This window comes from Bradyrhizobium sp. HKCCYLRH3073 (assembly GCF_051167995.1).
Lineage (GTDB): Bacteria > Pseudomonadota > Alphaproteobacteria > Rhizobiales > Xanthobacteraceae > Bradyrhizobium.
Window position 1 is genome coordinate 111,017 of sequence record NZ_JBNPUD010000006.1, and the last position, 24,915, is coordinate 135,931.

25 protein-coding genes are annotated in these 24,915 nt (G+C 65.7%); 20 read left to right on the forward strand and 5 right to left on the reverse strand.

Features of this window, described 5'->3' with window-relative positions; genetic code table 11:
• Positions 1-4 precede the first annotated feature (4 nt).
• The 4 genes from ACQR1X_RS16265 to ACQR1X_RS16280 form a co-directional block, all read right to left on the reverse strand.
• Complete coding sequence (locus tag ACQR1X_RS16265; protein ID WP_434873148.1) at positions 5-922, reverse strand: ABC transporter permease subunit; 918 nt, start codon at positions 920-922, stop codon at positions 5-7.
• A 296-nt stretch (positions 923-1,218) separates the two neighbouring features.
• Positions 1,219-2,331 carry a hypothetical protein gene (locus tag ACQR1X_RS16270; RefSeq protein WP_434838426.1) on the reverse strand — a complete coding sequence of 371 codons (1,113 nt, stop codon included), beginning with the start codon at positions 2,329-2,331 and terminating at the stop codon, positions 1,219-1,221.
• A 10-nt stretch (positions 2,332-2,341) separates the two neighbouring features.
• A complete protein-coding gene (locus tag ACQR1X_RS16275; RefSeq protein WP_434899204.1) occupies positions 2,342-4,312 on the reverse strand; it encodes a glycosyltransferase in 1,971 nt (656 codons plus the stop codon).
• Positions 4,312-5,517, reverse strand: coding sequence for an HlyD family secretion protein (locus ACQR1X_RS16280; RefSeq protein WP_434899205.1), 1,206 nt, complete (start codon positions 5,515-5,517; stop codon positions 4,312-4,314). Before ACQR1X_RS16280 ends, ACQR1X_RS16275 begins: the two co-directional genes overlap by 1 nt.
• An 85-nt stretch (positions 5,518-5,602) precedes the next feature.
• Here ACQR1X_RS16280 and ACQR1X_RS16285 point away from each other — a divergent pair, with 85 nt between their 5' ends.
• Together ACQR1X_RS16285 and ACQR1X_RS16290 are read left to right on the forward strand one after the other, a co-directional pair.
• Entirely contained in the window at positions 5,603-5,872 is a 270-nt protein-coding gene (locus tag ACQR1X_RS16285; protein ID WP_315801139.1) for a hypothetical protein, read from the forward strand.
• A 173-nt stretch (positions 5,873-6,045) separates the two neighbouring features.
• Positions 6,046-6,594 carry a hypothetical protein gene (locus tag ACQR1X_RS16290; protein ID WP_316215957.1) on the forward strand — a complete coding sequence of 183 codons (549 nt, stop codon included), beginning with the start codon at positions 6,046-6,048 and terminating at the stop codon, positions 6,592-6,594.
• Between the two features lie 22 nt (positions 6,595-6,616).
• Here ACQR1X_RS16290 and pcaD read toward each other — a convergent pair whose 3' ends face one another.
• A complete protein-coding gene (pcaD, locus tag ACQR1X_RS16295) occupies positions 6,617-7,399 on the reverse strand; it encodes a 3-oxoadipate enol-lactonase (RefSeq protein ID WP_434899206.1) in 783 nt (260 codons plus the stop codon).
• A gap of 232 nt (positions 7,400-7,631) precedes the next feature.
• Between pcaD and ACQR1X_RS16300 the strand changes: the two genes are divergently transcribed.
• From ACQR1X_RS16300 to ACQR1X_RS16385, 18 genes are all read left to right on the forward strand, one after another.
• Positions 7,632-8,078, forward strand: coding sequence for an SRPBCC family protein (locus ACQR1X_RS16300; protein ID WP_315801136.1), 447 nt, complete (start codon positions 7,632-7,634; stop codon positions 8,076-8,078).
• A 131-nt stretch (positions 8,079-8,209) separates the two neighbouring features.
• Complete coding sequence (locus tag ACQR1X_RS16305; protein WP_006612357.1) at positions 8,210-8,695, forward strand: (2Fe-2S)-binding protein; 486 nt, start codon at positions 8,210-8,212, stop codon at positions 8,693-8,695.
• 48 nt (positions 8,696-8,743) lie between these two features.
• Positions 8,744-9,601, forward strand: a complete 858-nt coding sequence (locus ACQR1X_RS16310) for an FAD binding domain-containing protein (protein ID WP_316176900.1) — start codon at positions 8,744-8,746, stop codon at positions 9,599-9,601.
• A gap of 31 nt (positions 9,602-9,632) precedes the next feature.
• Positions 9,633-10,541, forward strand: coding sequence for an AAA family ATPase (locus tag ACQR1X_RS16315; protein ID WP_434899207.1), 909 nt, complete (start codon positions 9,633-9,635; stop codon positions 10,539-10,541).
• Between the two features lie 169 nt (positions 10,542-10,710).
• Positions 10,711-11,916 carry a vWA domain-containing protein gene (locus ACQR1X_RS16320; protein ID WP_315801133.1) on the forward strand — a complete coding sequence of 402 codons (1,206 nt, stop codon included), beginning with the start codon at positions 10,711-10,713 and terminating at the stop codon, positions 11,914-11,916.
• Positions 11,917-11,929: 13 nt separating this feature from the next.
• A complete protein-coding gene (locus ACQR1X_RS16325) occupies positions 11,930-12,253 on the forward strand; it encodes an XdhC family protein (RefSeq protein ID WP_315750017.1) in 324 nt (107 codons plus the stop codon).
• Positions 12,254-12,256: 3 nt separating this feature from the next.
• Complete coding sequence (locus tag ACQR1X_RS16330; RefSeq protein ID WP_315801132.1) at positions 12,257-12,958, forward strand: XdhC family protein; 702 nt, start codon at positions 12,257-12,259, stop codon at positions 12,956-12,958.
• Entirely contained in the window at positions 12,955-14,559 is a 1,605-nt protein-coding gene (locus ACQR1X_RS16335) for an NTP transferase domain-containing protein (protein WP_434899208.1), read from the forward strand. Before ACQR1X_RS16330 ends, ACQR1X_RS16335 begins: the two co-directional genes overlap by 4 nt.
• A 90-nt stretch (positions 14,560-14,649) precedes the next feature.
• Positions 14,650-15,054 (forward strand): DUF4189 domain-containing protein, encoded by a 405-nt coding sequence (locus tag ACQR1X_RS16340; RefSeq protein WP_434899209.1) that lies wholly within the window; start codon positions 14,650-14,652, stop codon positions 15,052-15,054.
• A 124-nt stretch (positions 15,055-15,178) separates the two neighbouring features.
• Positions 15,179-15,592, forward strand: a complete 414-nt coding sequence (locus tag ACQR1X_RS16345; RefSeq protein WP_434899210.1) for a DUF2000 family protein — start codon at positions 15,179-15,181, stop codon at positions 15,590-15,592.
• A 122-nt stretch (positions 15,593-15,714) separates the two neighbouring features.
• Positions 15,715-16,740, forward strand: a complete 1,026-nt coding sequence (adhP, locus tag ACQR1X_RS16350; protein WP_315801129.1) for an alcohol dehydrogenase AdhP — start codon at positions 15,715-15,717, stop codon at positions 16,738-16,740.
• A 96-nt stretch (positions 16,741-16,836) separates the two neighbouring features.
• The gene (locus tag ACQR1X_RS16355; RefSeq protein ID WP_434899211.1) at positions 16,837-18,117 is read left to right on the forward strand and encodes an alpha-glucosidase/alpha-galactosidase; all 1,281 of its coding nucleotides are present in this window, start codon (positions 16,837-16,839) and stop codon (positions 18,115-18,117) included.
• A gap of 121 nt (positions 18,118-18,238) precedes the next feature.
• Entirely contained in the window at positions 18,239-18,907 is a 669-nt protein-coding gene (locus ACQR1X_RS16360) for a TetR/AcrR family transcriptional regulator (protein ID WP_315801127.1), read from the forward strand.
• Positions 18,904-19,695, forward strand: a complete 792-nt coding sequence (locus ACQR1X_RS16365) for an HlyD family secretion protein (protein ID WP_315801126.1) — start codon at positions 18,904-18,906, stop codon at positions 19,693-19,695. Before ACQR1X_RS16360 ends, ACQR1X_RS16365 begins: the two co-directional genes overlap by 4 nt.
• Positions 19,692-20,630, forward strand: a complete 939-nt coding sequence (locus ACQR1X_RS16370) for an ABC transporter ATP-binding protein (RefSeq protein ID WP_434899212.1) — start codon at positions 19,692-19,694, stop codon at positions 20,628-20,630. Before ACQR1X_RS16365 ends, ACQR1X_RS16370 begins: the two co-directional genes overlap by 4 nt.
• Positions 20,627-21,784 carry an ABC transporter permease gene (locus ACQR1X_RS16375; RefSeq protein ID WP_315801124.1) on the forward strand — a complete coding sequence of 386 codons (1,158 nt, stop codon included), beginning with the start codon at positions 20,627-20,629 and terminating at the stop codon, positions 21,782-21,784. The genes ACQR1X_RS16370 and ACQR1X_RS16375 overlap by 4 nt, the downstream gene beginning before the upstream one ends.
• A 40-nt stretch (positions 21,785-21,824) precedes the next feature.
• Positions 21,825-23,135 (forward strand): adenylate/guanylate cyclase domain-containing protein, encoded by a 1,311-nt coding sequence (locus tag ACQR1X_RS16380; RefSeq protein WP_434892374.1) that lies wholly within the window; start codon positions 21,825-21,827, stop codon positions 23,133-23,135.
• Positions 23,136-23,226: 91 nt separating this feature from the next.
• The gene (locus ACQR1X_RS16385; RefSeq protein ID WP_434890922.1) at positions 23,227-24,912 is read left to right on the forward strand and encodes a tannase/feruloyl esterase family alpha/beta hydrolase; all 1,686 of its coding nucleotides are present in this window, start codon (positions 23,227-23,229) and stop codon (positions 24,910-24,912) included.
• Positions 24,913-24,915 lie beyond the last annotated feature (3 nt).

Below are 24,915 nucleotides of genomic sequence, written 5' to 3' on the forward strand. Positions count from 1 at the left end.
ATCTTCAGACTTTTTCGACTTCGGGCCGGCCGAGCAGGCCGGTCGGCAGGAAGATCAGCACCACGATCAGGATCGAGAACGCCGCGACGTCCTTGTACTCCACGGAAAAATAGGCCGACCAGAACGTCTCGATCAGTCCGATCGCGAGGCCGCCGAGCATCGCACCCGGCAGCGAGCCGATGCCGCCGAGCACCGCCGCCGTGAACGCCTTGATGCCGGCGACGAAGCCCATGAAGAAATCGACCAGGCCGTAATACAGCAGGTACATCATGCCGGCGACGGCAGCGAGCGCCGCGCCGATCACGAAGGTCATCGAGATCGTGCGGTCGACGTCGACGCCGAGCAGTGCCGCCATGGTCTGATCCTGCTCGCAGGCGCGCATGTCGCGGCCGAGCCGCGTGCGGGATACCAGCCAGGTGAACAGCGCCAGTAGAACGATGGTGGTGATGACCACCACGATCTGGATGTTGGAGAGCTGGACGACGAAGCCGCTCGCGCCCTCGTGCAGCGTGTAGCCGCCGGTGATGATCGGCGGCACCGGCTTGACGCGCGCGCCCTGCGACACCTGCGAATAGTTGGTGAGCACGAACGACATGCCGATGGCGGACAGCATGGGCGCCAGGCGGAACGAGTGCCGCAGCGGGCGATAGGCGACGCGTTCGATGGTCCAGCCATAGAGCGCCGTGATGGCCATCGACACCAGCAGCACGATCAGCAGGACCACCGGAACCGCAGTCAGGCCCAGCGATACCAGCACCAGGAAGGAGATCAGCGCGATGAAGCCGCCGATCATGAAGATGTCGCCATGGGCGAAATTGATCATGCCGACGATGCCGTAAACCATGGTGTAGCCGATGGCGATCAGGCCGTAGATCGAGCCGAGGACGAGGCCGTTGATGAGCTGTTGCGCGAAATAATCCATGAACTGCCGTGGGTGAGACTGCCGATACCGGTTCGCAACGCGGCGGGGGCCTTGCAGAGCGGGTGCTGGTATGCCTGGAGATGCACCCGCGCCCAAGGCGACGCGTGCGGCAGTACTAACAGCTAGGAACCGGGTGCCGCAACAGCGTGCAGTGCCACAATTGCGGGCTTATCCCGCCTCCTTTGATGGCGCGGTTCCCCTGCCTTCCTCGGGGCCGGCCGTCGCCATCAAACGAACGCCAGGGAACCCAGCACCGAGCGCCGAAAAGGGGGGGTCTCGCACTGGTTGCGGCGCCGCTATATGCCGCTACCGCTGTCTTCCGGCGGCCCAGGCACTTTCCCCATCAGCTTCGACTGAAGCCGGACCAGGGCGTCGCGCAGCCGCGTCGCCTCGTCGTACCGGGTTTCCCGAGCCAGCAGGCCGGAGAACGGATCTTTCACCATGGTCTCGGCGCCCTGGGCGAGACGGCGCATCGGCGTCGCCACCCATTGCGCGGCGAAATTGAGCAGGACCAGAATCGAGAACACGCCGCCGGCAACATTGAACCAGAACGAGCGCACCAACTGGCGGGTCGGGGCCATCGCGGCAACGGCGTCCTGCCGGACCAGGACGGACCAGCCGAAGCTCGGCAGATCGGCGTAGCCCACGGTGGGGATGGTGACGGTGAAATAGTCCTTGTCGTCGGGCCATCGCTCGATGAGCGCGACCGAGGCCCCGCGGCTTGCGGCCTGCGCCGAGCCGATCGTCAGTTGCTTGCCGACGAGATCCGGCGGCCCGAACAGCACGATACTTTCGCGCGACAGCAACACCAGGTCGATGTTGCGCGACGCCAGCGCCGCGACGGATTCGATCACCCATTTCCAATCGACTTGAGCCCCGATGACGCCGCCGGGAGTGCCGTCGCGCATCAGCGGAGCCGACATGGCAATGAAGCGGTACGATCCCGAAGCGGTCTGCGACAACCGGTCTAGCGCCTCCGACTCGTGGGCATCAACAGCCGTCGGCGTCCCGAGACCCTGCCGGAACCAGCGCATGTCGGCCACGCTTCGTCCTTCCAGCATCCGGTCCTTGCTCGCGATCACCTTGCCGCCGGGGTCGGCGATGCCTAGCCAGGCATAGCGCGGCTCGAGCTCGCTCACGAACTGGATCTGTCGGCGCGCCTCGGCGACGTCGGCTGGGTCGATGATCGCGGCGAGCCGCGACACGTCGCTCCACGTGCCGTACATCTGTCGCGCCAGCAGGTTTGTGCTGAGCTCACCGCGGGTCCTCAGCTGCTCGATCGCGAGTTCCTCGCCGCGCCGCTGCAGAGACGCCGAATAGAGGATGGCAACGGCCAGCGCCGTCACGAGGATCAGCATCGCGCCGCCGAGGAACACCGTAGTCTGTAAGCTCCACCGTCGCCTGGTCATCGTGTTCTCCTCAATCGGCCACGGCTCGCGCGAGTTCTTTCAGCATGCGGCCGAGATCGCCGCTGTCGGCGCCCGGCACTCCACTTGCCGTGTGCAGGCGCTCGATGATCTGGGCACGCTGCTGCGGCGTTACCCCAAATATGAGCCGGTAGCCGTCGTTTGTCGGAGCCGCGACCTTGGTCTGGATATCGCCGATCAGGGGCAGGGTGAGCGTGCCGGTGGTGCCGGTCGCAAGGCCGACGGGACCGCTGACCCGCGCGCCGCCGGGACCGAGATTGACGATCCAGCCGCGTTGCGCCTTGCCGTCGACCGTCAGGGTTATCGGCTCGACGATCTGACGTTGCGGCCGGTTGTAGCGTGGACGATCGATGCAAACGGCGATCGCCACCGACAGCACCAGAATGTTGTAGACCGTCCAGAACATCACGATGATGACGCCGTCTCCCGCGGTCCCCGTGGTATTGAAGACGAAATCGGACGTCAGCGACACGATCAGGCCACCGACCGTCAGCGTCATCAGGATCAGGAAGGGCCGCATCAGCGGCCATTGGACGATGATCTTGGCGCGGTCGCCGCCCTTGGCGGTGACCGAGAATTTGTGTGGGCCGGGGGAGAGAAGGCCGAGAGCGGCGGCACGGAGCACGGGCCAGGCTGCGACGATCTGCGAGACATCGTTGACGATCGGAATGAACAGTCCCTTGGACAGCCAGTTCAGCGTGTACATGATCGAGAGATAATATGGGCCGTAGTACCGGATGATGTCGGCGATCGAGGCATTCACCACGGTCACGCCGCCCCACCAGTAAAGCAGCGGACAGATCAGCGCGACGAGGCGGAACGGATAGGTCGACGTCCAGTAGAGCAGCGAGTCGAGCACGCTGAGCCGGTGGAAGACATCGAGACCATGGGAGCCGAACGGATTGTAGACGTTGCGCGCGATCTGCATGAGGCCGAGGCACCAGCGGCCGCGCTGCACGACGTATTCCGCAAGGCCTTCCGGCGCCAATCCCTCCGACAACGCCTCGTTCAGGTACACGGTCTGATAGCCGTGTGCAGACAGGCGCAGCGTGAGCAGGAAATCCTCGGTGACGCTCTCGGTCGGGACGCCGCCAATCTCCTCCACGGCGGAGACGCGGAATATCGAGGAGGTCCCGCAGCACATGGCGATGCCCCAGGCGTCGCGCGCCGGCTCGACGTTGTCGAAGAAGTGGCGCTGCTCGTCGGGGTAGGCTGCGCCGATGCCGAGATTGTGCTGGATCGGGTCCGGGTTGAAGAAGTGTTGCGGCGTCTGTACGAGGCCGACAGCCGGGTCGTGAAACAGCGCCATCGTCCGCTCGATGAAGTCGACATGAGGCACGAAGTCGGCGTCGAGAACGGCGACGAAGTCCGGCCGGTCCGCATCCGCCGCGCGCAGCCGCAAGGCATTGTTGATGTTGCCGGCCTTGGCGTGCGACTTGTCGGTACGGGCGACATAGCCGATGCCGTGCTCGGCGCAGTAATTCTGGAGCCAGGCCCGGCTGCCGTCGTCGAGGACGAAAACGCGTAATGCCGCATAAGTGATGGCCTTGGCGCCGACGATGGTTCGCTCCAGGACTTCGAGCTGCTCGTTATAGGTTGTGATGAAGATGTCGACCCGAGGCGGCGGCCTCGGAAGCCACCAGCCGGCATGGCGATCAGCTTCCGTCGTCCGCTCCTTGGTCCGGGTCAGGATCAGGAAGGCGAAGGACGACGACACGACGGTGAGCGCTTCGAGAATGGCGAAGCCCCAGCTGAGGATCCCATCCGGCGTAAGGCCAAGCGGGGCAAGAGTCTCCGTGAAGCGCCAGGCGACATAGCGCCAGGCCAGCAGGATCGAGCCGCTCAGGAGCAGGGCCCGCCAGTACCATTTCCTCGGGTCCAGGAGGGGCAACACCAGGAGGCGCAGTCCGATGACGACTGCAATGACTGCGAACGCGGACAGAAATGGTGACAGCGTCGGCATCAGTAGCCGTACCGGGCGACGAAGCGGCGGAATGCCGCGACCGGTCCGCTGGTGAAGATCACCCGGCCGGTGCGCCCGATGGCGCAGGACAGGTCCGGCTGCTTGGCGAGATCTGGCACCGCCACGGTGACGTCGAAGCGCTGCAAGTGCTGCGGCGTCGGGCCGACGGCGAGATTGGCGTAGAGCTGCGAGGCGCCCGAGCCGCCGAGACGTGTCACCGTTCCATCGAATATCCGGTCGTCGCCGAACAGACGGAACTGCACCGGGACACCGATCGACAGGCTGTCGTAGAGCCTTTCGGGAACGCTCGCGGTCACCACGAGACTGTTGCAGTCCACCAGCTTGACGAGATCCTGACCTCGACGGGCATACTCGCCATCGTCGACGAGGAAGTCCCAAGCCATGCCCGGCACGCGGGCCCTCAGCGTCGCCGAGGTCAGTCGATTGATCCGGACGCGCTCGGCGTTGATCTGCTGCTCGTACTGGAGCTGGCGGGATTGGATCTGCTGCTCGTCCACGTCAAGTTCGGCGAGACGCAGGTCGAGCTCGTGGATGCGCTGCATCGAGAACGGCACGTCATTGTAGGAGTCGCCGATGAAGACCCCCGATTGCGCGGAGCCCAGCTCGGTCTCGAAATAGTTGGTGCGCTGCTTCGCGCTTTCGACATCCTGCTTGGCGATGTCGAGCGACACGCTGGCCTGGTCGAGGCTGGCAATCGTCTGGACCCCGCGTTCCTTCAGCTCGTTGGCCCGCGTGAAGGTGAGATCCGCGAGCTTCAGCCGGGCGGCCGCGGCATCTTCTGCCGCCTTTGCCTCGGCGATGCGTGCCGCGATCTGCCGGACGCGGCCGGTCTTGTAGTTGGCCGACTGGGTCGCGAAGGCGGCCCGGGCCTGCTCGAGCGCCGAACGCTGCGCTGGAACCCGCTTGAGCGCGATCTTCTGCTCGTCACGTTCGCGCTCGAGATTGAGCAGGCGCGTGGTGTCGAATCGGTCATCGACGATCTCGGCCATGAGTTCCCCGGCATTGACCCTGGCGCCGATATTGCTCACCCCCAGCGTCACGCGGCCTTCGATCGGCGCGCGCACGACGTACAGCCGGGCATTGACGGTCGCGTCGCCTGAAGTTCCCGCGAAATGCTCGCCGATCAGGATGTAAAGGCCGCCGGCGAGCAGGAGGATGCCGACGAAGATCCGAGCTACTCTCATGCGGTACTCCCGCTCGGCAGCTGCCTGCCGCATCACCATCCCGCTGTGCGAAACGCAGTGGCGCTCGTGTTAAGATAGTATTTAATTGTCCGGCTACTTTGACGCTAGTCAAGAACACCGATGGGGCGGCACAGAATTGCGAGGCGCCTGGGCGATATCAGCGGCTGTTGCCGCGATCGGGCTGCCGGCGCATCGATCGTGCCCTGATGCAGGCGTCGGCGACGGCGGTCTTTCGCCGGAGGAGCCGCATCGCGGGGGTGAAGACCGAGCGGGCGCAATGTTCGATGCGATGCAGATGTTCGAGGACGCGTCGATGGTCGGAAAGGCCGCTGTCACGCGGATATTCGAGGCCTGACCGGCGAGGTCATCAGCACCGTCTCCACGGCGATTGGACGGTGGACTCTCGCGCCCGTCGCCCCCCTGTTAAGGTAAACGAATGGTTTAAATTGCCGTGCGGGTTTGCCGGGCGTTAGCTCGTCTGGAAATCGGCCGGACGGGCGGTTTGTGGGATGCAAAGGTGGGCGTGACATGATCAAGGATTGCGTGATCAGGAATTGGCGGCTCAGCTGCGTCAACGGTGTGCTGCTGGCGCTCTATTTCGTGCCCGCCTGGACCATCATCGCGTTTCAGATCATGGTTTCGCCGATCCAGGGGTTGTTCGCGCGGCCGAATATCGCGGTGGCGCTGTTCATCAGCGACCATCTGCAGCTGTCGGGCATCGAGACGGTCCGTGCCGCCTGGCTGCTTGCGCTGGCGCGACTGACGGTCGCAGGCTTCTTCGCGATGTTCCTGGTGCTGATCCTGGTTCCGCGGGTGCGAAAGGTGGCCGGCTATGTCGAGGCGCTGTCGATCGGGCTCGGCTTCGGCAGCATGCTCGCCTTCTTCAGCATGATCATGGCCGCCAAAGTCGGGGAGCCCCAGGCGTTGCGTCTGCATGCCACGGAACTCCTGATGCTGCTCGGCACGGCCATCGTCATGCTCGTGGAGAAGCCGTCGACGCAGGCCTCGCCGTCCTCCGCATCCGCTCCGCCGAAGATGATGGAGCCCACGGCGACGCCGTCGCCGCAGCAGGCATGACGCCCCGATCCGTCGCGGTGCATCAGCGCTGGGTCAGAAAGCCCAGCACGGCATCGTTGAACTGGCCTGCCGCTTCGACATTCGAGATGTGCGCGGCATCGACGATGGTCATGCTGGCGCCGGCGATCCGGCTGCGGATCGCTTCCGCCATCGCGATCGGCGTCGACTTGTCGTAGCGGCCGGCCACGACGAGGGTAGGGCTCTTGATGGCCGGCAGATCCTCGCGCAGATCCAAGGCGCGCAGTGCCGCGCAGCAGGCAAGATAGCCCTCGACGGGCGTGGCCACGAGCATCGCCTTCATCCGATCGGCGACATCAGGATTGTGATCGCGAAACTCCTGTGTCAGCCAGCCGGCGATGACGGTGTCGGCGATTCCAGCGAGTCCGCTGTCCTCGACCGCCTTGATGCGGGCGTCCCAGATTGCCGGATCGGGGTAGTAGCAGGTGGTGTTGGCGAGCACGAGCTTGCCGACGCGTTCAGGGGCATGGGCGGCGAGCCACTGCCCGACCATGCCGCCCATCGACACGCCGCACCAGTGCACCTTCTCGATGTTGAGGTCATCGAGAATCGCCAGCGCATCGCGGCCGAATCGCTCGATCGAGTAGGGCCCGGGCGGCACTTGCGATTTGCCATGACCGCGCCGGTCATAGCGGATCACGCGGAACACCTGCGTGAAGGCGCGCATCTGCGGCTTCCACATCTGCAGGGTCGAGCCGAGCGAGTTCGACAGCATCAGGGTCGGCCCGCCGTCGCGGCCCTCGACGGTGACATTCAACAGACAGCCGTCGGCATCGATCATCGGCATGGGCGGAATCCTTGTCGCAGGCGGTCGCGCCGCCGGAGGAATCGTGCAGATTTGATGGCGAACTAAGCACCGCCGCCGCCGTCTGCCAATCAAAACCCGACGGCGGCGAGGTCCGGAATGCTGCGGTGCTCCGGCTTTTCTGCAACGCTTCCGGGCGCTGCCCGCCCTTCCTTTTGGGCGTTCGGTGCTTTACTTGAATGCCTCTAACCGCGCCAATCGGGGGGAGATGCACATGGCAATGACGATGACGGGCGAGGTCCAGCTGGCCGCTTCGCGAGAGCAGGTCTGGGACAAGCTGAATGATCCGGAGGTGCTCAAGACCTGCATTCCCGGCTGCGAGGAGCTGGAGAGGACCGAGGATGGCGGCCTCCGCGCCGTCGCCAAGATGAAGGTCGGACCGGTCTCCGCGCGCTTCAAGGGCAAGGTGACCTTGAGCGATCTCGATCCGCCGAACGGCTACAAGATCTCAGGCGAAGGCGAGGGCGGTGTCGCCGGATTCGCCAAGGGCGGCGCGGTCGTCGCGCTGGCGGACAAGGACGGCGGCACGCTGCTGACCTACAATGTCGAAGCGCAGATCGGCGGCAAGCTGGCGCAGCTCGGGCAGCGGCTGATCAACGGCACTGCCAAGAAACTCGCCGACGAATTCTTCGCCAACTTCGCCAAGGCGGTTCAAGGCTGATCGCAACCGACCCATGCGCGGCCGGGGGCGAGGTTGCCCGCCGCCGGGAGCGCCCATATGATGGTTTTCGACTGATTTTGCTGGGCTGCGCTGCAGTGCAACGCTGTGGCGCGGATAATAGAGAGTCCTGAATGGCCAAGATTTCCATGATTGTGAACGGTAATCCCGTCACGGCGAATGTCGACCCGCGGACGCTGCTGGTGCAGTTCCTGCGCGAGAATCTGCGCCTCACCGGCACCCATGTCGGCTGCGACACGTCGCAATGCGGCGCCTGCGTCGTCCATCTCGATGGCAAGGCGGTCAAGTCCTGCACGACCTTGGCCGTGATGGCGGATGGTCACGAGGTCAGGACGATCGAGGGACTCGCTGCCGACGGCGCGCCGCTGCATCCGATGCAGGAGGCGTTTCGCGAGCACCATGGCCTGCAGTGCGGCTTCTGCACGCCGGGCATGATCATGACCGCGGTCGATCTCGTCCATCGCAAGGGACATGAGCTCAGCGAAGAGACCATCCGCGAGGAGCTGGAAGGCAATCTCTGCCGCTGCACCGGCTATCAGAACATCGTGCAATCGATCGCCGCCGGCGCCAAGGCGATGGCCAAATCGGACCTCGCCTAAACGTCTGACCTCGCCTTAGTCGGCCCGCTGCGCACAGGACATTTCCCCATGTACGAATTCAAATATCATCGGCCGGCGACCGTGCGCCAGGCCGCCAATCTCCTCACCAAGAACGAAGACGCCAAGCTGGTCGCCGGCGGCCACACGCTGGTGCCGGTCATGAAGCAGCGGCTGGCCAGCCCGCCGCATCTGGTCGATCTCTCCCATGTCGAGGGGCTGGATACGATCGAGGTCAAGGGCCGCAACCTCGTGATCGGTGCGATGGCGCGTCATGCCGATGTCGCCAACTCCGCAACGGTCGGCGAGGCGATTCCGGCGCTGGCGCATCTGGCGAGCCTGATCGGGGATCCCGCGGTGCGCCATCGCGGCACCATCGGCGGCTCGATCGCCAACAACGATCCGACCGCGGACTATCCGGCGGCGTGCCTTGCGCTCGGCGCAACCATCGTCACCAACAAGCGCAAGCTGAAGGCCGAGGAGTTCTTCCTCGGGCTGTTCACCACCGCGCTGGAGCCGGACGAGATCATCACCAAGGTGAGCTTTCCGCTGGCGAAGAAGGCGGCCTACGTCAAGTTCCGCAACCAGGCCTCGCGCTACGCGCTGGTCGGCGTGTTCGTCGCCCGCCGTCCGTCGGACGTGCGGGTCGCCGTGACCGGAGCCGGCGGCAACGGCGTGTTCCGCGTACCCGCCTTCGAGGAGGCGCTGCAGAAGCGGTTCTCGCCGAAGGTGCTGGAAGGCATTCCGGTCTCGGCCGAAGGCCTCAACAGCGACATTCACGGTAGCGCCGAATATCGTGCTCATCTGATCGGCGTGCTGGCGCGCCGTGCGGTCGATGCGGCCAATACCGGCGCCAAGGCCTCAACCGCGTCGGAGGGAGCCGCCGAACCCGAGGCTCCGGCTTCGTGACGGACGCGTGAAGAAGGAAGCGGTCTCGCCCATGAGTGCTCCGGCCCTGCCAGCATCGGTCGACGCGATGCTCGAATTGTTGTCCTCGCGCGGCTATCTGGCCGAGCGATCGCTGGCGACGGTAACCTATCTGTCGCTGCGCATGGGCCGGCCGCTGTTCCTCGAAGGCGAGGCCGGCGTCGGCAAGACCGAGATCGCCAAGGTCCTGTCGGCGGCGCTCGGCCGCAAGCTGATCCGGCTGCAGTGCTACGAGGGTCTCGACGTCGCCTCCGCCGTCTACGAATGGAACTCGGCGGCGCAGATGATCGCGATCCGGCTGGCGGAAGCGGGCGGCGAGGTCGACCGCGATCAATTGACGTCGGACATCTTCGCCGACCGCTACCTGATCAAGCGCCCGCTGCTGCAGGCGCTGGAGCCGGATGTTGCCGGCGCGCCGGTTCTGCTCATTGACGAGCTCGACCGCGCGGACGAGGCGTTCGAGGCCTATCTGCTCGAGATCCTCTCCGACTTCCAGGTCACGATCCCGGAGTTCGGCACCGTCAAGGCGCCGCATCCGCCGATCGTCATCATCACCTCGAACCGGACCCGCGAGATCCATGACGCGCTGAAGCGGCGCTGCCTGTATCACTGGGTCGACTATCCCTCCGCCGAGCGCGAGCTCGCCATCGTCAAGACCCGGCTGCCCGGCATCTCGCAGCGGCTGTCGCAGCAGATCGTGCGCTTCGTCCAGGCTTTGCGCGACCAGGATTTCTACAAGTCGCCGGGGGTCGCCGAGACGCTCGACTGGGCGACCGCGCTGACCGAGCTCGATGCGCGCTCGCTGAATGCCGAGGTCGTCGGCGACACGCTGGGTGCGCTGTTGAAGTATCAGGACGACATCGCCCGCATGCAGGGCGACCAGTTGCAGAAGGTGATCAAGGACGCGACCAGCGAGACGTAGTTCACGCTGGTGCCTCTAACAAAGGTCGTCATTCCGGAATGCGTGCGCAGCACGCAGGCCCGGAATCCATAACCACGATCGTGAGTATGGATTCCGGGCTCGCCCTTCGGGCGCAACGGAATGACGGTTTCAAGTTGAGGTGTGTCTGGAATGACGAGGGGATAGAGCCATGCCCACCAGCATCAATCACCTCGCGCCGCCGACTGGCGGCATCGCCGACAACATCGCCGGCTTTGCGCGGGCGCTGCGCGCCGCGGGCCTGCCCGTCGGGCCCGGCGCCGTCATCGATGCCATGACCGCGCTCGAGGTCATCGACATCGGCAAGCGGCCGGATGTCTTCACCACGCTCGAATCGATCTTCGTCAAGCGCCACGAGCATGCGCTGATCTTCGCCCAGGCCTTCGACCTGTTCTTCCGTCCCGCCGAGGAATGGAAGTCGATGCTCGATTCGGTGCCGCTGCCGGATCACGCCAAGAAGAAGCCGCCGCCGGCCTCGCGCCGGGTCCAGGAGGCGATGTCGCAGCCGCAGACGCACGAGGAGCCGCAGGCGCAGGAGCAGGACCTGCGGCTGTCGGTGTCCGACCGCGAGGTGCTGCAGAAGAAGGACTTTGCGCAGATGAGCGCGGCGGAGATCGCCGAGGTCACCAGGGCGATCGCCAAGATGCGGCTGCCGCAGGCCGAGCTGAAGACGCGCCGCCACACCACCGATCCGCGCGGCCACCGCATCGACATGCGCAAGACGCTGCGCCAGGCGCTGCGCACCGAGGGCGAGATCATCAATTTCCATCGCCTGGGGCGGATCGAGAAGCCGGCGCCGATCGTGGCGCTGCTCGACATCTCGGGGTCGATGAGCGAGTACACCCGCCTGTTCCTGCATTTCCTCCACGCCATCACCGATGCGCGCAAGCGCGTCTCGGTGTTCCTGTTCGGCACGCGGCTCACCAACGTGACGCGGGCGCTGCGGCAGCGCGATCCCGACGAGGCGCTGGCGAGCTGCTCGGCCAATGTCGAGGACTGGGCCGGCGGCACAAGGATCGCCACCTCGCTGCAGACCTTCAACAAGCAGTGGGCGCGGCGCGTGCTCGGGCAGGGCGCCATCGTGCTGTTGATCTCCGACGGGCTGGAGCGCGAGGCCGACAGCAAGCTCGCCTTCGAGATGGACCGGCTGCACCGCTCCTGCCGGCGGCTGATCTGGCTCAATCCGCTGCTGCGCTATTCCGGCTTCGAGGCGAAGGCGCAGGGCATCAAAACCATGCTGCCCCACGTTGACGAATTCCGCCCGGTGCATAACTTGACCTCGATCGAGACGCTGATCTCGGCGCTGTCGTCGCCGCTGCCGCCGCATCAGCGCAGCGCGATCCGGCCCGCCGCCTGAGAGGGAGATGACCATGCTCAATCGCGACGAAGACATCCTCAGGGCCGCAGAGGACTGGCACAAATCCGGTCACGGCGTGGCCCTGGCCACGGTGGTCGAGACCTGGGGCTCGGCGCCGCGCCCGGTCGGCTCCAACCTCGTGATCAACGACGAGGGTACGTTCCTGGGCTCGGTGTCCGGCGGCTGTGTCGAGGGCGCCGTTGTCACCGAGGCGCTCGACGTCATCTCCAGCGGCCAGCCCAAGATGCTGGAGTTCGGCGTCGCCGACGAGACGGCCTGGAACGTCGGGCTGTCATGCGGCGGCACCATCCGCGTGTTCGTCGAGAAAGTGGGCTGACCGATGCAACTTGCAACGCTGGCAGAACTGAACGCCGAGCGTGCCGCGCGCCGTCCGGCCATCCTCGTCACCGACGTCGCCTCCGGCGCGCAGCGCTTGGTCAAGGCCGCCGCCATCGCCACTGACCCGCTGCGCAACGAGCTGTCGACCCATCTGCGCATGGGCAAGAGCGGCATGGTCGAGGTGGACGGGAAGCGGCTGTTCCTCAATGTCTACGCGCCGACGGCCAAGCTCGTGATCATCGGCGCCGTCCATATCAGTCAGGCGCTGGCGCCGATCGCCAAGTCGCTGGGCTATGACGTCACCGTCGTCGACCCGCGCACAGCCTTCGCCAGCCCCGAACGCTTCCCCGACGTGCCGCTGATCGCGGAATGGCCCGACGTGGCCCTGCCGCCGCTCAACGTCGATCACTACACGGCCTTCGTCGCGCTGACGCATGATCCCAAGATCGACGATCCGGCGCTGCTGCACGCGTTCTCGCGCGACTGCTTCTACATCGGCGCGCTCGGCTCGCGGAAGACGCATGCCAAGCGCGGCGACCGGCTGCGCGCGCAAGGCGCCAGCGATGCCGACATCGCCCGCATCCATGCGCCGATCGGGCTCGCCATCGGCGCGGTGTCGCCGTCGGAGATCGCGGTCTCGATCATGGCCGAGATCACCGCCACGTTGCGGCTGCCGGCCAAGGAGAAAGAGCAGGCGGCATGAAGTTCGGTCCTGCCAGTCCGGCCGATGCGATCGGCGGGGTGACGGTGCACACCCTGCGCAAGGGATCATTGGTGCTGAAGAAGGGCACGTTGATCGGTCCCGCGGAGGTCGAGGCGCTTGCTCGGGAAGGGGTCAAGGAGATCGTCGTCGTCCGGCTCGAGACCGGCGACGTCTCCGAGGACGAGGCGGCCGCCGATGTCGCCAAGGTCGTCGCCGGCACGGGCATTCACGTCGATCGCGCCTTCACCGGGCGCGCCAATCTGTTCGCGGCGCAGGCCGGCGTGCTGATGATCGACCGCGCCGCGGTCGAGCGCATCAACGGCGTCGACGAGGCCATCACCTTTGCGACCCTGCCGGCGTTCAAGCCGGTGGTCGAAGGCGAGATGGTCGGCACCGTCAAGCTGATCCCGTTCGGCGTCGAAGGCCGCCTGCGAGATGCCGCCGTCGCTGCGGCGGGCAGGGGCGCGCTCAGCATCGCCTCCTATGTGATCAAGCGCGTCGGCGTGGTCTCGACGCTTCTTCCTGGGCTCGCGCCCAAGGTCATCGACAAGACGCTGCGCGTCACCGCAGAGCGGCTCGCACCGGCCGGCGCCACCATCATCGCCGAGCGCCGCGTGCCGCATGAGCAGGCCGCGCTGGCGGCTGCGATCAGGGAGCTGCTGGCGCTGGGCGCCGAGCTCGTCATCGTGTTCGGCGCGTCCGCGATCGCCGACCGCCGCGACGTCATTCCCGCCGCGATCACCGGCATCGGCGGGGCCATCGAGCATTTCGGCATGCCGGTCGATCCCGGCAATCTGCTCTTGATCGGCAATGCCGGCGGTGTGCCGGTGCTCGGCGCGCCCGGTTGCGCCCGCTCGCCGGCCGAAAACGGTTTCGACTGGGTGCTGATGCGGCTGCTCGCCGGCATCAAGGTCACCCGCGCCGAGCTGACCGCAATGGGCGTCGGCGGCCTGCTGATGGAAATCGTGACGCGGCCGCAGCCACGCGCCAAGCCGGAGGCCGAGGGCGAACGCAAGGTCGCCGCGATCGTGCTCGCGGCCGGGCGCTCGACCCGGATGGGAGGGCCGAACAAGCTGCTGGCCGAGCTGGACGGCAAGAAGCTGGTGCGGATCGTGACCGAGCAGGCGTTGGCCTCCAAGGCTTGTGAGGTCATCGTCGTCACCGGTCATCAGGCCGAGCTGGTCGAACAGGCGCTGTCCGACCTGAAGGTCCGCTTCGTCCGCAATCCCGATTTCGCCGGCGGCCTCGCCAGCTCGGTGAAATCAGGCATTGCCGCGGTGCCTGAGGGCGTCGATGGCGCGGTCGTGTGCCTCGGCGACATGCCGATGGTTTCCTCGGATCTGCTCGACCGTCTGATCGCCGCGTTCGCGCCCGATCGCGGCAATTTGATCGTGGTGCCCGTGTCCGAAGGACGCCGCGGCAACCCCGTGCTGTGGTCGCGCCGCTTCTTCGCCGAGCTGATGACGCTGGACGGCGACGTCGGCGCGCGGCACCTGATCGCCAAGCACACCGAGGCCGTCGCCGAGGTGCCGGTCGATGGTGACAGTGCGTTTCTCGACATCGACACGCCGCAGGCGCTGGAAGCCGCGCGGCGTGGCTGAGCCCACGTAGCCCGCCCTCAACCTCCCATTCACCAAGTCTCAACGACCCCCGGCTAGATTTGCCGACATTGGGCCTCGGGGGAGGAGAGAGTGATCATTTCGACCGCTGCGCGCCGTGTCGCGCTGTTTGCATTTGGACTGACCGTGATCGTTGCTGCCGCGCGCATCGCGAGCACCAGCGCCATCAGCCCGGCCCACGCCGCCGGCGCCTTCGCCATGGGCCGGTGCGCCGCCTACGGCCAGGCGTTCGACTATCCGGCGGAGCATCTCGCCAAGGCCGCCGCGCTCAAGCAGTGCAAGGGCGACTGCACCGCGGTGACGATGAAGAAGGCCTGCGCCGCGTTCGCGGTCGATCTCACCAATCCCTGCGGCGCCCACGGCTATGCTGTTCGGCCGACGATCTCGACCTCGCTCAACGAGGCGACCCGGGAATGCTACAAATATGGCGGCAAGGAATGCGTCATCCGCGCCTGGGTCTGCGACGCCAAGGGTTGATTCAAGTCTGATGATCTCAACGGCTCGGCTGCCGGGGTTCCACGTCCGCTTTCATTTCGATGCTTCACCCCGAGAACGGCTCGGCTATTCTCGGCGTTCGATGACATCGAACCCCGGAAGTGACATGCAATTCGACACCAAGATCGCGCTGATCATCCGCAACGATCTCGAAGCCTGGCAGAAGCTCAACGTCGCGGCGTTTCTTTCCAGCGGCATCGCCGCCGCGTTCCCCGAATGCATTGGCGCACCTTATGAGGACGGCTCGGCAACCCTGTATCACGCGTTGATCGGGCAGCCGATCCTGATCTACGGCGCGCCGGATCGTGCCGCGTTGGCGCGTGCCCTGGATCGGGCGCTGTCGCGCAGCGTGAAGCCTGCGCTCTACACCGAGGACATGTTCAAGACCACCCATGACGAGGCCAACCGTGATGCCGTGAAGGCGGTGACGCGCGCCGATCTCAATCTGGTGGGATTGGCGTTTCGTGCGGAGCGCAAGGTGGTCGACAAGGTCGTCGACGGACTCAAATTTCACGCCTGACAGAAACGGGCACATTGCGCTGTCATCAAACTGTTACTTCATGCGGCGGCGCGGCTTGATGCCGATCAAGATCGGAATACGCCGACGTCGTTAGTTTGCGCCGCGACATGAGGAGCAGACAGATGCAGACCATGAAAGCCGCCGTCGTCAAAGCCTTTGGCAAGCCGCTGGTCATCGAGGACGTTCCAATTCCTGCGCCGGGACCCGGCGAGATTCTGGTCAGGGTGAAGGCCTGCGGCGTCTGCCACACCGATCTTCACGCCGCCTCCGGCGATTGGCCGGTGAAGCCGGTGCCGCCGTTCATCCCGGGTCACGAGGCGGCCGGCATCGTCGCGGCGCTCGGGCCAGGGGTCACCGACTTCAAGGTCGGCGACGCCGTGGGCGTGGCTTGGCTGCACGATGCCTGCCTGCGCTGCGAGTATTGCGAGACCGGCTGGGAGACACTGTGCGAGCACCAGCACAACACCGGCTACAGCGTGAATGGCGGCTTTGCCGAATACGTGATCGCATCCGCGGCGTTCGCCGCGCGTCTGCCGGCCAATGTGGACTTCGCCAGGATCGCCCCGATCCTCTGCGCCGGCGTCACCACCTACAAGGGCTTGAAGGAGACCGACACGCGGCCCGGCGAGTGGGTGGTGGTCTCCGGCGTCGGTGGCCTCGGTCATGTCGCCATCCAGTACGCGAAGGCGATGGGGCTGAAGGCGATCGGTCTCGATATCGCCGATGACAAGCTGAAACTCGCGCTGGAGGCGGGCGCCGAACATGCCGTCAACGCGCTCGACAAGGATGCCGTGGAGCAGGTGATCCGGATCACCGGCGGCGGCGCTCATGGCGTGCTGGTCACCGCGGTGTCGACGCCGGCTTTTGCCCAGGCGCTGCACATGGTCCGCCGCAAGGGGACGGTCAGCCTTGTCGGCTTGCCGCCGGGCGAATTCCCGACGCCGATCTTCGATGTCGTGCTGAAGCGCATCACCGTGCGCGGCTCGATCGTCGGCACCAGGCGTGACCTCGACGAAGCCATTGCGTTTGCCGCGGACGGCAAGGTGACGGCCGAGGTGACCACGGCGCCGTTGTCGGAGATCAACACCGTCTTCGACCGCATGAAGGCCGGCAAGATCGACGGTCGCGTGGTGCTCGACTTCGGCTGATCAGCATGACCGATTGGTGCGCCGCCGCGCCGAACACTTCGCGGCGGTTTGATCTGGATCAGGAAGGGGGACGCGCGGCGCTGGCACAAATTGTTCATGGCAGCCGTCACCAAGATCGTCTTCCTCGGCGCGAGCAGCGCGTCCTTCGGACTCAGCGTTTTCCGAGACCTGTTCTCGACGCATGATCTCGCCGGTTCGACGCTCGTGCTGATCGGCCGCGATCCGGTCCGGCTTGCCCGGTCGGAAGCACTCGCCCGGCTGCTCAACGACCTCTCCGGCGCCGGCCTCAAGATCGAGGCGACCACGGATTGGCGCGCGGCGCTCGACGGCGCCGGCTTCGTGATCCATGCCACCGCGATCGACCGCAACCGCCTGTGGAAGCTCGATTTCGAGGTGCCGCGCAAATACGGCATCCGACACACGCTGGGTGAGAATGGCGGGCCTGGTGGATTGTTCTTCACGCTCCGTACCCTGCCGGTCGTCTTCGACTTCGTGCGCGAGATGGAGCGGCGCTGTCCGGACGCGCTGTTCATCAACTTCTCCAATCCCGAGAGCCGCATCATCCTCGCGCTCGGGCTTCACAGCCGCGTCGCGCATATCGGCCTGTGCCATGGCATCTTCATCGCGCGCAGCCAGGTGGCCTCCATTCTGGGACTCGCCGAGGAGCGCGTGGACGTGTGGGGCGCCGGGCTCAATCATTTCCAATGCCTCGTGCAGATCCGGGATCGCGACACCGGGGCCGATCTCTATCCACTGCTTCGCGAAAAGGCCGGGAGCCACGACCCCAAGGTCGCGCCGCTGACGCGGGCGCTGTTGCGCGACTTCGGCTTCTGGCTGGGCTGCGGCGACAGCCATGTCGGCGAGTATCTCGCGTATGGCTGGGAAGCGGGCGAGAGCGGGTACGACTTTGCGTGGGACGAGGCGGAGCGGGCCAAGCTGATTCGGCAGATCGACGAGGTCCTGGCGGGCAAAGCCGGCATGCCGGACTGGTGGCGAATGCCATCCGGAGAGCGCGCGGTCACCGTGATCGGTTCGGTGCTGCACGATCGCAAGCAGGTCATCGAGTCCGGCGTCGTTCTGAACCGTCACGTCATTCCCAACCTGGCTGCCGAGGCCGCGGTCGAAGTGCCCGTTGTCGCGGATCGCGTCGGCATTCATCCGGTTTCGCTGGGCCCGCTTCCAGATGCCGTCGCCAAGCTGATGTCGGTGCAGGTCCAGGTACAGCAGCTTTCGGTGCAGGCGGCCATGACGGCCTCCAAGGATCTCGCCTTGCAGGCGCTGCTGATCGATCCCGTCGTCAACTCGGCCGTCGCCGCGCGCCAGATCGTGGACGAGCTTTGGGAGATCAATCGGCCTTACATCAGGTCCTGCGCGTGATCGCGCTGACTTCGTCTGATGAGGGGCCGCGCGCGGTCGGGTCGGGCTCCTGACCCGCGCCGACGGCTCAGCCTTCTCGGGGCCTCTTTACAATGACTGACTAGTCAGTCATAATTGTTCAATGTCGAAGCCGTCGAAATTGTCCGAGCGCAGAGTTGAGCCCGTCAAGCCGGCGGCAGCCGGCGCCTCGCGCCGGGCGGATCGCTCCGCCGAGCGCCGCGCGGCGATCGTGCAGGCGGCGATGGACGAGTTCATCGCCCGAGGCTTCGCGGCGACGCGGCTGGACGACGTCGCCAAGCGGGCAGGGGTCGCCAAGGGGACGATCTATCTGCACTTCAAGGACAAGGAATCGATGTTCGAGGAATTGATCCGGACCGCGATCGTGCCCTTCGTCGGCCGTCTTGCGGCGCCGCCGCCGGCCGGCGGCTCGGTGCGCGACATGGTCGAGGCGTTGGCGCGCATGTTCCTGCAGGAAATCGCCGGCACCCGGCGGGCCGATCTCGTCCGGCTCATCATCGCGGAAGGGCCGCGCTTTCCGTCCATTGCCGATTTCTACTATCGCGAGGTCGTCTCCCGCGGTCTCGCGGCCATGCGTGCGCTGATCCAGTTGGCGATCACGCGCGGCGAGATCCGCGAGCCCAAGCTGGCGCAACATCCGCAACTGATGATCGCGCCGATGATGGTCGCGGTGATCTGGAAGAGCCTGTTCGAGCGTCATGCGCCGCTCGATGCGGAAGCGATGCTGCAGACGCATCTCGATCTGATCTTTGGCGCGAGGAGGCCGACATGAGTCTGCTGCACTGCCTCGCCGTGCTGGTCACGGCCTTCACGTTCAACGGTTGCAAGGAGACGCGCGATCCCGGCTATCAGGGCTGGGTCGAGGCCGACATGATCTTCGTCAGCCCGGACGAAGCGGGCCGGATCACGAAGCTCAACGTGCATGAGGGGGACGTGGTAAAGATCGGCGATCCGCTCTATTCGGTCGACGACGATCTGCAGCAGGCCGATCTCAACCAGACCAAGGCGACGCTGGCCAATGCGCAGCAGACCTATGACCGCGCCGCCGCCTTGAGCAAGACGGGCGCGGGGACGCAGGCGACGCTCGACTCCGCCGTTTCGGCGCTGCGCGTCGCCGAGGCCCATCTCGTGACCTCACAGACGCGGCTGGCAAGGCGCAAAGGTGTGGCGCCCGTCGCGGGGACCGTCCAGCAGATCTACTTCCGCGAGGGCGAGATGGTCGCGGCGCAGCGGCCGGTGCTGTCGATCATGCCGCCGGGCAACATGAAGCTGCGCTTCTACGTGCCCGAGCCTGATCTGCCGAAACTCGCCATCGGCGACGAGGTCCGCGTCACCTGTGACAATTGCGCTGATGATCTGACCGCCAGAATCTATTTCCTCGCGACCTCGGCGGAATACACGCCGCCGGTGATCTACAGCCTCGATGAGCGCAACAAGCTCGTCTATCTGATCCAGGCGCGGCCGTCGCGGCCGGACGCGCTGCGCGTCGGCCAGCCGGTCAGCATCTATCCAAACCTCAAGACTCCCGATCGGAAGACTCCGGTGGCGGACAAGCAATGAACGGGGCGGGACCGGCCGAGATCGCGATCGACGTCCAGGGACTGACCAAGTCCTTCGACGGCCGCGAGGTCGTGCATGATCTGTCGATGCAGGTGAAGCGCGGCTCGATCTACGGCTTTCTCGGCCCGAACGGCTCGGGCAAGACCACGACCATCCGGATGCTGTGCGGCCTGCTGACACCCGACGGCGGCGAGGGCACCTGCCTCGGCTTCGACATCCGTCGCGACGCCGACAAGATCAAGCGCCGGGTCGGCTACATGACGCAGCGCTTCAGCCTCTATCAGGACCTCTCGGTGCGGGAGAACCTCGAATTCGTGGCGCGCCTCTATGGCATGTCCGATCCGCGCCGGGCTGCGCGCGACATGGTGCAGCGGCTCGGGCTTGCCGGCCGCGAGCGGCAGCTCGCCGGCGAGCTGTCGGGCGGCTGGAAGCAGAGGCTGGCGCTCGGCGCCTGCACCCTGCCGAATCCGCAACTGTTGCTGCTCGACGAGCCCACCGCCGGCGTCGATCCCAAGGCGCGGCGCGATTTCTGGAACGAGATCCATGCGCTCGCCGGCGAAGGGCTGACCGTGCTCGTCTCGACCCACTACATGGATGAGGCCGAGCGCTGTCACGAGATTGCCTACATCGCCTATGGTCATCTGCTGGCGCACGGCACCGTCGCCGAGGTGATCGCGCAATCGGCGCTCACGACCTACACGGTCAGCGGCGACGATCTGCGCGAGCTCACGGCTGACCTCACCGGCAAGCCGGGTGTCGACATGGTGGCGCCGTTCGGCACCAGCCTGCACGTGTCCGGCCGCGACCGCAACGCGCTGGACGCGGCGATCGCGTCCTGGCGCGACAAGGCCGGTCTGCACTGGCAGCCCGCCGCGCCCTCGCTCGAGGACGTCTTCATCGACCTGATGAACCGTTCGCGGGACAACTTCCAATGAGCGATGCGGCCGTCCATCCCACGTCTTCCGAGCCGCGCTTCGGCTTCTGGCGGCGCACCTATGCGATGCTCGTCAAGGAGTTCATCCAGCTCAAGCGCGATCGGGTCTCGTTTGCGATGATCGTGATGATCCCGGTGATGCAGTTGATGCTGTTCGGCTACGCCATCAACACCACGCCGCATCATCTGCCGGCGGCGGTGCTGCTGCAGGAGGACAGCGACCTCGGCCGCTCGATCCTGAAGGCGATGGAGAACACCGCCTATTTCCGCTTCACCCGGGAAGTCAGCAGCGTCGCTGAGTTCGACGATCTCCTGCTGTCCGGCAAGGTCCTGTTCGGCGTCGAGATCCCCCGCGGCTTCGAGCGCGCGGTCCGCCGCGGCGACCGGCCGGCCTTGCTCGTCGCGGCCGACGCGACCGATCCGGTCGCGGCGTCCTCGGCACTGTCCTCGCTCGGCATGATCGTGCAGACCGCGCTGGCGCATGATCTCTACACCGGCAATCCCGTCACCACGCCGTTCGAAATCAGGGCCCATGCCCGTTACAATCCGGCGGCCTCGTCGCGGCTCAACATCGTGCCGGGCCTGGTCGGCACCATCCTGACCATGACCATGCTGATCTTCACCGCGCTCTCGGTGACGCGCGAGATCGAGCGCGGCACGATGGAGAGCCTGCTGTCGATGCCGATCAAGCCGGTCGAGGTCATGCTCGGCAAGATCATCCCCTATGTGATGGTCGGCTTCCTGCAGGCGACGATCATCATCGGAATCGGCGTGCTGCTGTTCGGCGTTCCCATCATGGGCAGCTTATTGCTGCTGGCGCTGCTGTCGACGCTGTTCATCGCGACCAACCTCTCGATCGGCTACACCTTCTCGACGCTGGCGCAGAACCAATTGCAGGCGATGCAGCTGTCGATGATGTTCTTCCTGCCTAGCATCCTGTTGTCGGGATTCATGTTCCCGTTTCTCGGCATGCCGCAATGGGCGCAGGTGCTCGGTGAATGCCTGCCGCTGACGCACTATCTGCGCATCGTGCGCGCCATCATGCTCAAGGGCTCGACGCTCCAGAACCTGCAGCATGACACGATCGCCCTGTTCGGCCTCATGCTGTTCGCCATGACGGTCGCCGTCTTGCGCTTCCGCCGCACCCTCGATTGAGGCACAATGGCGGCCGGGCTCAGAAGACGGCTGGGGCAGGATGACGATCTCGTGGGAAGGGCAGGCCGGCAAGGAGCCGGCGGCGTCGGCTACGTTCAACCAGGCGCTGATGCGCCAGACGTTGAACACCGAGCTGTTGCGCGTGAGGGTGCTGATCAGCACTGCGGCGCTGTTTCTCGTGATATCGGTGCTGGTCGAAACCTTCGAACCCAAGATCTCGGAGTGGATCTGGCCGAGCCGGATCGGGGTCCTCTACGTCTACGCGATCATCGTGGTCTTCATCGGCTTCGAGACTCTCATCCTGTTCAGGATCAAGTCGGACATCCGCCACGGCCGTGACGTGCCGGTGATCTGGCGCTATGTCAGCGCGCTGGTCGAGACCTCGCTGCCAACGTTCGTCCTCGTTCTGCAGATCGAGGGCATCGGTCACGACAAGGCACTGGGCTTCGGCGCGCCACTTGTCTATTTCATCTTCATCGTTCTCTCGACGCTTCGTCTCGATTTCTGGCTGTCGAGCTTCACCGGTCTGGTTGCCGCGGTAGAGCTGCTGGTGGTGGCGCTGTTCGACCGGCCTTCGATCGATCTCAGCCAGAATCCGGAGATCTACTATCACGGTGAGCGCAGCTTCATCATCCTGCTGTGCGGGATGCTCGCTGGTGCTGTCAGCGTGCAGCTGCGACGCCAGTTCGCGGCGAGCATCGAGGCCGCGTCGGCGCGCGACCGCGTCACCGATCTGTTTGGCCAGCACGTCTCGCCCCAGGTCGTCGAGCGCCTGATGAAGGAGGGGACGGCGGAGGCACGCGACATCCACGAGGTCGCGGTGATGTTCGTCGACTTCCGCGGCTTCACCGCGGCGGCGCGGTCGAAGACGCCGCAGGAGGTCGTTGACCGGCTCGACGGCGCATTTGCTGTTCTCGTCGAGATTCTCGAGCGCCATGGCGGCATCGTGAACAAGTTCCTCGGCGATGGCTTCCTGGCGCTGTTCGGCGCGCCGTTCGAGTCGCGCGATGCGGCCCCGCAGGCAGTCGCGGCGGCCCGCGAGATGGTCGCCGCCATGGACCGCGTCAATGCGATGTCGTCCTGGCCGCTGCGGATCGGGATCGGTGTTCATCTCGGCGAGGTCGTTGCCGGCAGCATCGGGTCGCCGCGGCGGAAGGAATACACCGTCATCGGCGATACCGTGAACTTCGCCTCCCGCCTCGAGGCGCTGAACAAGGAGCTCGATTCGCGCCTCCTGATCTCGAGCGCGGTGCGGCAGGCCGCCGGCGACGGGGCGCGCGACGCCGTCTTCCACGGCGCGGTGTCGGTGCGCGGCTACGATCGGCCGTTCGAGGTCTGGCAATTGCACTGACTGGCAACCCGTCGCTCGCTGTCGGAGATTTACATTGCACGGTCTCCGCGTTTAACTGACCCCAATGAGAAGCATCATCAGGGGGGAATGCATGATCCGAACCGGGGCGCTGTTTTTGGCTGGGGTAAGCCTCGCGTGCGCAGCCGGCGGGGGGCCAGCGGGAGCCGAGGATGTTGCCTGCAGCAAGGTGACGGCAGAGGCGCTGAAGGTCCCAGGGCTGACCCTGACGGGATCGAAGCTGCAGGAGGCCGCCGACGGGTTGCCGCGGCATTGCATCCTCTCCGGCAAGGTCAATGAGCGCACCGGCGTCGACGGCCATGCCTATGCGATCCAGTTCGAGATCCGGCTGCCGGAGAATTGGAACGGCCGCTTCCTGCATCAGGTCAATGGCGGCAATGACGGCGTCGTGGTGCCGGCGCTCGGCGACAAGGCCGATGGTCTCGTCAGCGGTGGCATCACGCCGCTGGCCCGCGGCTTCGCGGTGCTGTCGTCCGACAGCGGCCACTCCGGCAACGATCCCGCCAACAAGCCGCGCGGGCTTGCGTCCGGCTCCGCCTTCGGCCTCGATCCGCAAGCACGCCGCGACTACGGCTATTCGGCCGACATCACGCTGGCGCCGATCGCGAAGGCGATCATCTCGGCGCATTACGGCAGGAAGCCGGATTATTCCTACATCGCCGGCTGCTCCAATGGCGGTCGCCACACCATGGTCGCTGCCGAGCGCATGCCCGAGCAGTATGACGGCTTCCTGGTCGGCAACCCCGGCTTCAACCTGCCGCGCGCGGCCGTGCAGCACGCCTGGGACGTGCAGGCGCTGACCAAGGCCGATGCCGATATTCGCAAGTCGATCACGCGGGACGATGCCAAGCTGATTGCCTCCAGGATCACGGAGGTCTGCGACGGGCTCGACGGCGCCAAGGACGGCCTCACGGCCAACCTGAAAGCCTGCCAGAAGGCGTTCAATTTCGACAGCCTCCGCTGCGCCGCCGGCGCGACCGACGCCTGCCTGCCGGCCGCCAAGGTCGATGCTTTGAAGAAAGTGTTCGCTGGCCCACACAATTCCAAGGGCGAGCCGCTGTATTCCGACTGGCCGGTGGATGGTGGCGTCGGCACCGGCAATTGGCGCGCCTGGAAGGTCGAGAGCCCGGTGGCGCCCTGGAACAACCTTCCGATCATCGCCACCATGGGCGGCGCCTCGCTCAACTACATCTTCTCCACGCCGCCGGTCGAGATCGAGGGCTCGCCCGACAAGCTCGTCGAGAAGCTGCAGACCTTCGACTTCGACAAGGACGCGCCGAAGATCTACGCCAAGGAAGGCCCGTTCACGGAGTCGGCGATGGACTTCATGGCGCCGCCCGCGGTCGATAACCCGACCTTGCCGGCGTTCCAAAATGGGGCCCGCAAGATGCTGATCTACCACGGTCAGGCCGATCCGGTGTTCTCGATCAACGACACGATCCGCTGGTACGAGAAGCTCGATGCCAACGTGCAGGGCAAGGCCGAAACGTTTGCGCGCCTGTTTGCATTGCCCGGCGAGACCCATTGCGGCGGCGGCGTCACGCTGGAGAAATTCGATGCGCTGGGCGCGCTGATGGACTGGGTCGAGAAGGGCAAGGCGCCGGAGGCGATCACGGCCTCGGTCAATGCGGCCAACAAGGAGCTGCCATCGACATGGAGCCCGCAGCGAACGCGGCCGCTGTGCCCGTGGCCGACATTCGCCAAATATGTCAGCGGCGACGTCGAGCAGGCGTCATCCTTCACCTGTGCGGCGGAGTGAGGC

Coding starts and splice junctions, on each gene's coding strand:
- ACQR1X_RS16265 (WP_434873148.1), bottom strand. CDS start 922: ATGGATTATTTCGCGCAACAGCTCATCAACGGCCTCGTCCTCGGCTCG.
- ACQR1X_RS16270 (WP_434838426.1), bottom strand. CDS start 2,331: ATGACCAGGCGACGGTGGAGCTTACAGACTACGGTGTTCCTCGGCGGC.
- ACQR1X_RS16275 (WP_434899204.1), bottom strand. CDS start 4,312: ATGCCGACGCTGTCACCATTTCTGTCCGCGTTCGCAGTCATTGCAGTC.
- ACQR1X_RS16280 (WP_434899205.1), bottom strand. CDS start 5,517: ATGAGAGTAGCTCGGATCTTCGTCGGCATCCTCCTGCTCGCCGGCGGC.
- ACQR1X_RS16290 (WP_316215957.1), top strand. CDS start 6,046: ATGATCAAGGATTGCGTGATCAGGAATTGGCGGCTCAGCTGCGTCAAC.
- pcaD (WP_434899206.1), bottom strand. CDS start 7,399: ATGCCGATGATCGATGCCGACGGCTGTCTGTTGAATGTCACCGTCGAG.
- ACQR1X_RS16300 (WP_315801136.1), top strand. CDS start 7,632: ATGGCAATGACGATGACGGGCGAGGTCCAGCTGGCCGCTTCGCGAGAG.
- ACQR1X_RS16305 (WP_006612357.1), top strand. CDS start 8,210: ATGGCCAAGATTTCCATGATTGTGAACGGTAATCCCGTCACGGCGAAT.
- ACQR1X_RS16310 (WP_316176900.1), top strand. CDS start 8,744: ATGTACGAATTCAAATATCATCGGCCGGCGACCGTGCGCCAGGCCGCC.
- ACQR1X_RS16315 (WP_434899207.1), top strand. CDS start 9,633: ATGAGTGCTCCGGCCCTGCCAGCATCGGTCGACGCGATGCTCGAATTG.
- ACQR1X_RS16320 (WP_315801133.1), top strand. CDS start 10,711: ATGCCCACCAGCATCAATCACCTCGCGCCGCCGACTGGCGGCATCGCC.
- ACQR1X_RS16325 (WP_315750017.1), top strand. CDS start 11,930: ATGCTCAATCGCGACGAAGACATCCTCAGGGCCGCAGAGGACTGGCAC.
- ACQR1X_RS16330 (WP_315801132.1), top strand. CDS start 12,257: ATGCAACTTGCAACGCTGGCAGAACTGAACGCCGAGCGTGCCGCGCGC.
- ACQR1X_RS16335 (WP_434899208.1), top strand. CDS start 12,955: ATGAAGTTCGGTCCTGCCAGTCCGGCCGATGCGATCGGCGGGGTGACG.
- ACQR1X_RS16345 (WP_434899210.1), top strand. CDS start 15,179: ATGCAATTCGACACCAAGATCGCGCTGATCATCCGCAACGATCTCGAA.
- adhP (WP_315801129.1), top strand. CDS start 15,715: ATGCAGACCATGAAAGCCGCCGTCGTCAAAGCCTTTGGCAAGCCGCTG.
- ACQR1X_RS16355 (WP_434899211.1), top strand. CDS start 16,837: ATGGCAGCCGTCACCAAGATCGTCTTCCTCGGCGCGAGCAGCGCGTCC.
- ACQR1X_RS16360 (WP_315801127.1), top strand. CDS start 18,239: ATGTCGAAGCCGTCGAAATTGTCCGAGCGCAGAGTTGAGCCCGTCAAG.
- ACQR1X_RS16365 (WP_315801126.1), top strand. CDS start 18,904: ATGAGTCTGCTGCACTGCCTCGCCGTGCTGGTCACGGCCTTCACGTTC.
- ACQR1X_RS16370 (WP_434899212.1), top strand. CDS start 19,692: ATGAACGGGGCGGGACCGGCCGAGATCGCGATCGACGTCCAGGGACTG.
- ACQR1X_RS16375 (WP_315801124.1), top strand. CDS start 20,627: ATGAGCGATGCGGCCGTCCATCCCACGTCTTCCGAGCCGCGCTTCGGC.
- ACQR1X_RS16380 (WP_434892374.1), top strand. CDS start 21,825: ATGACGATCTCGTGGGAAGGGCAGGCCGGCAAGGAGCCGGCGGCGTCG.
- ACQR1X_RS16385 (WP_434890922.1), top strand. CDS start 23,227: ATGATCCGAACCGGGGCGCTGTTTTTGGCTGGGGTAAGCCTCGCGTGC.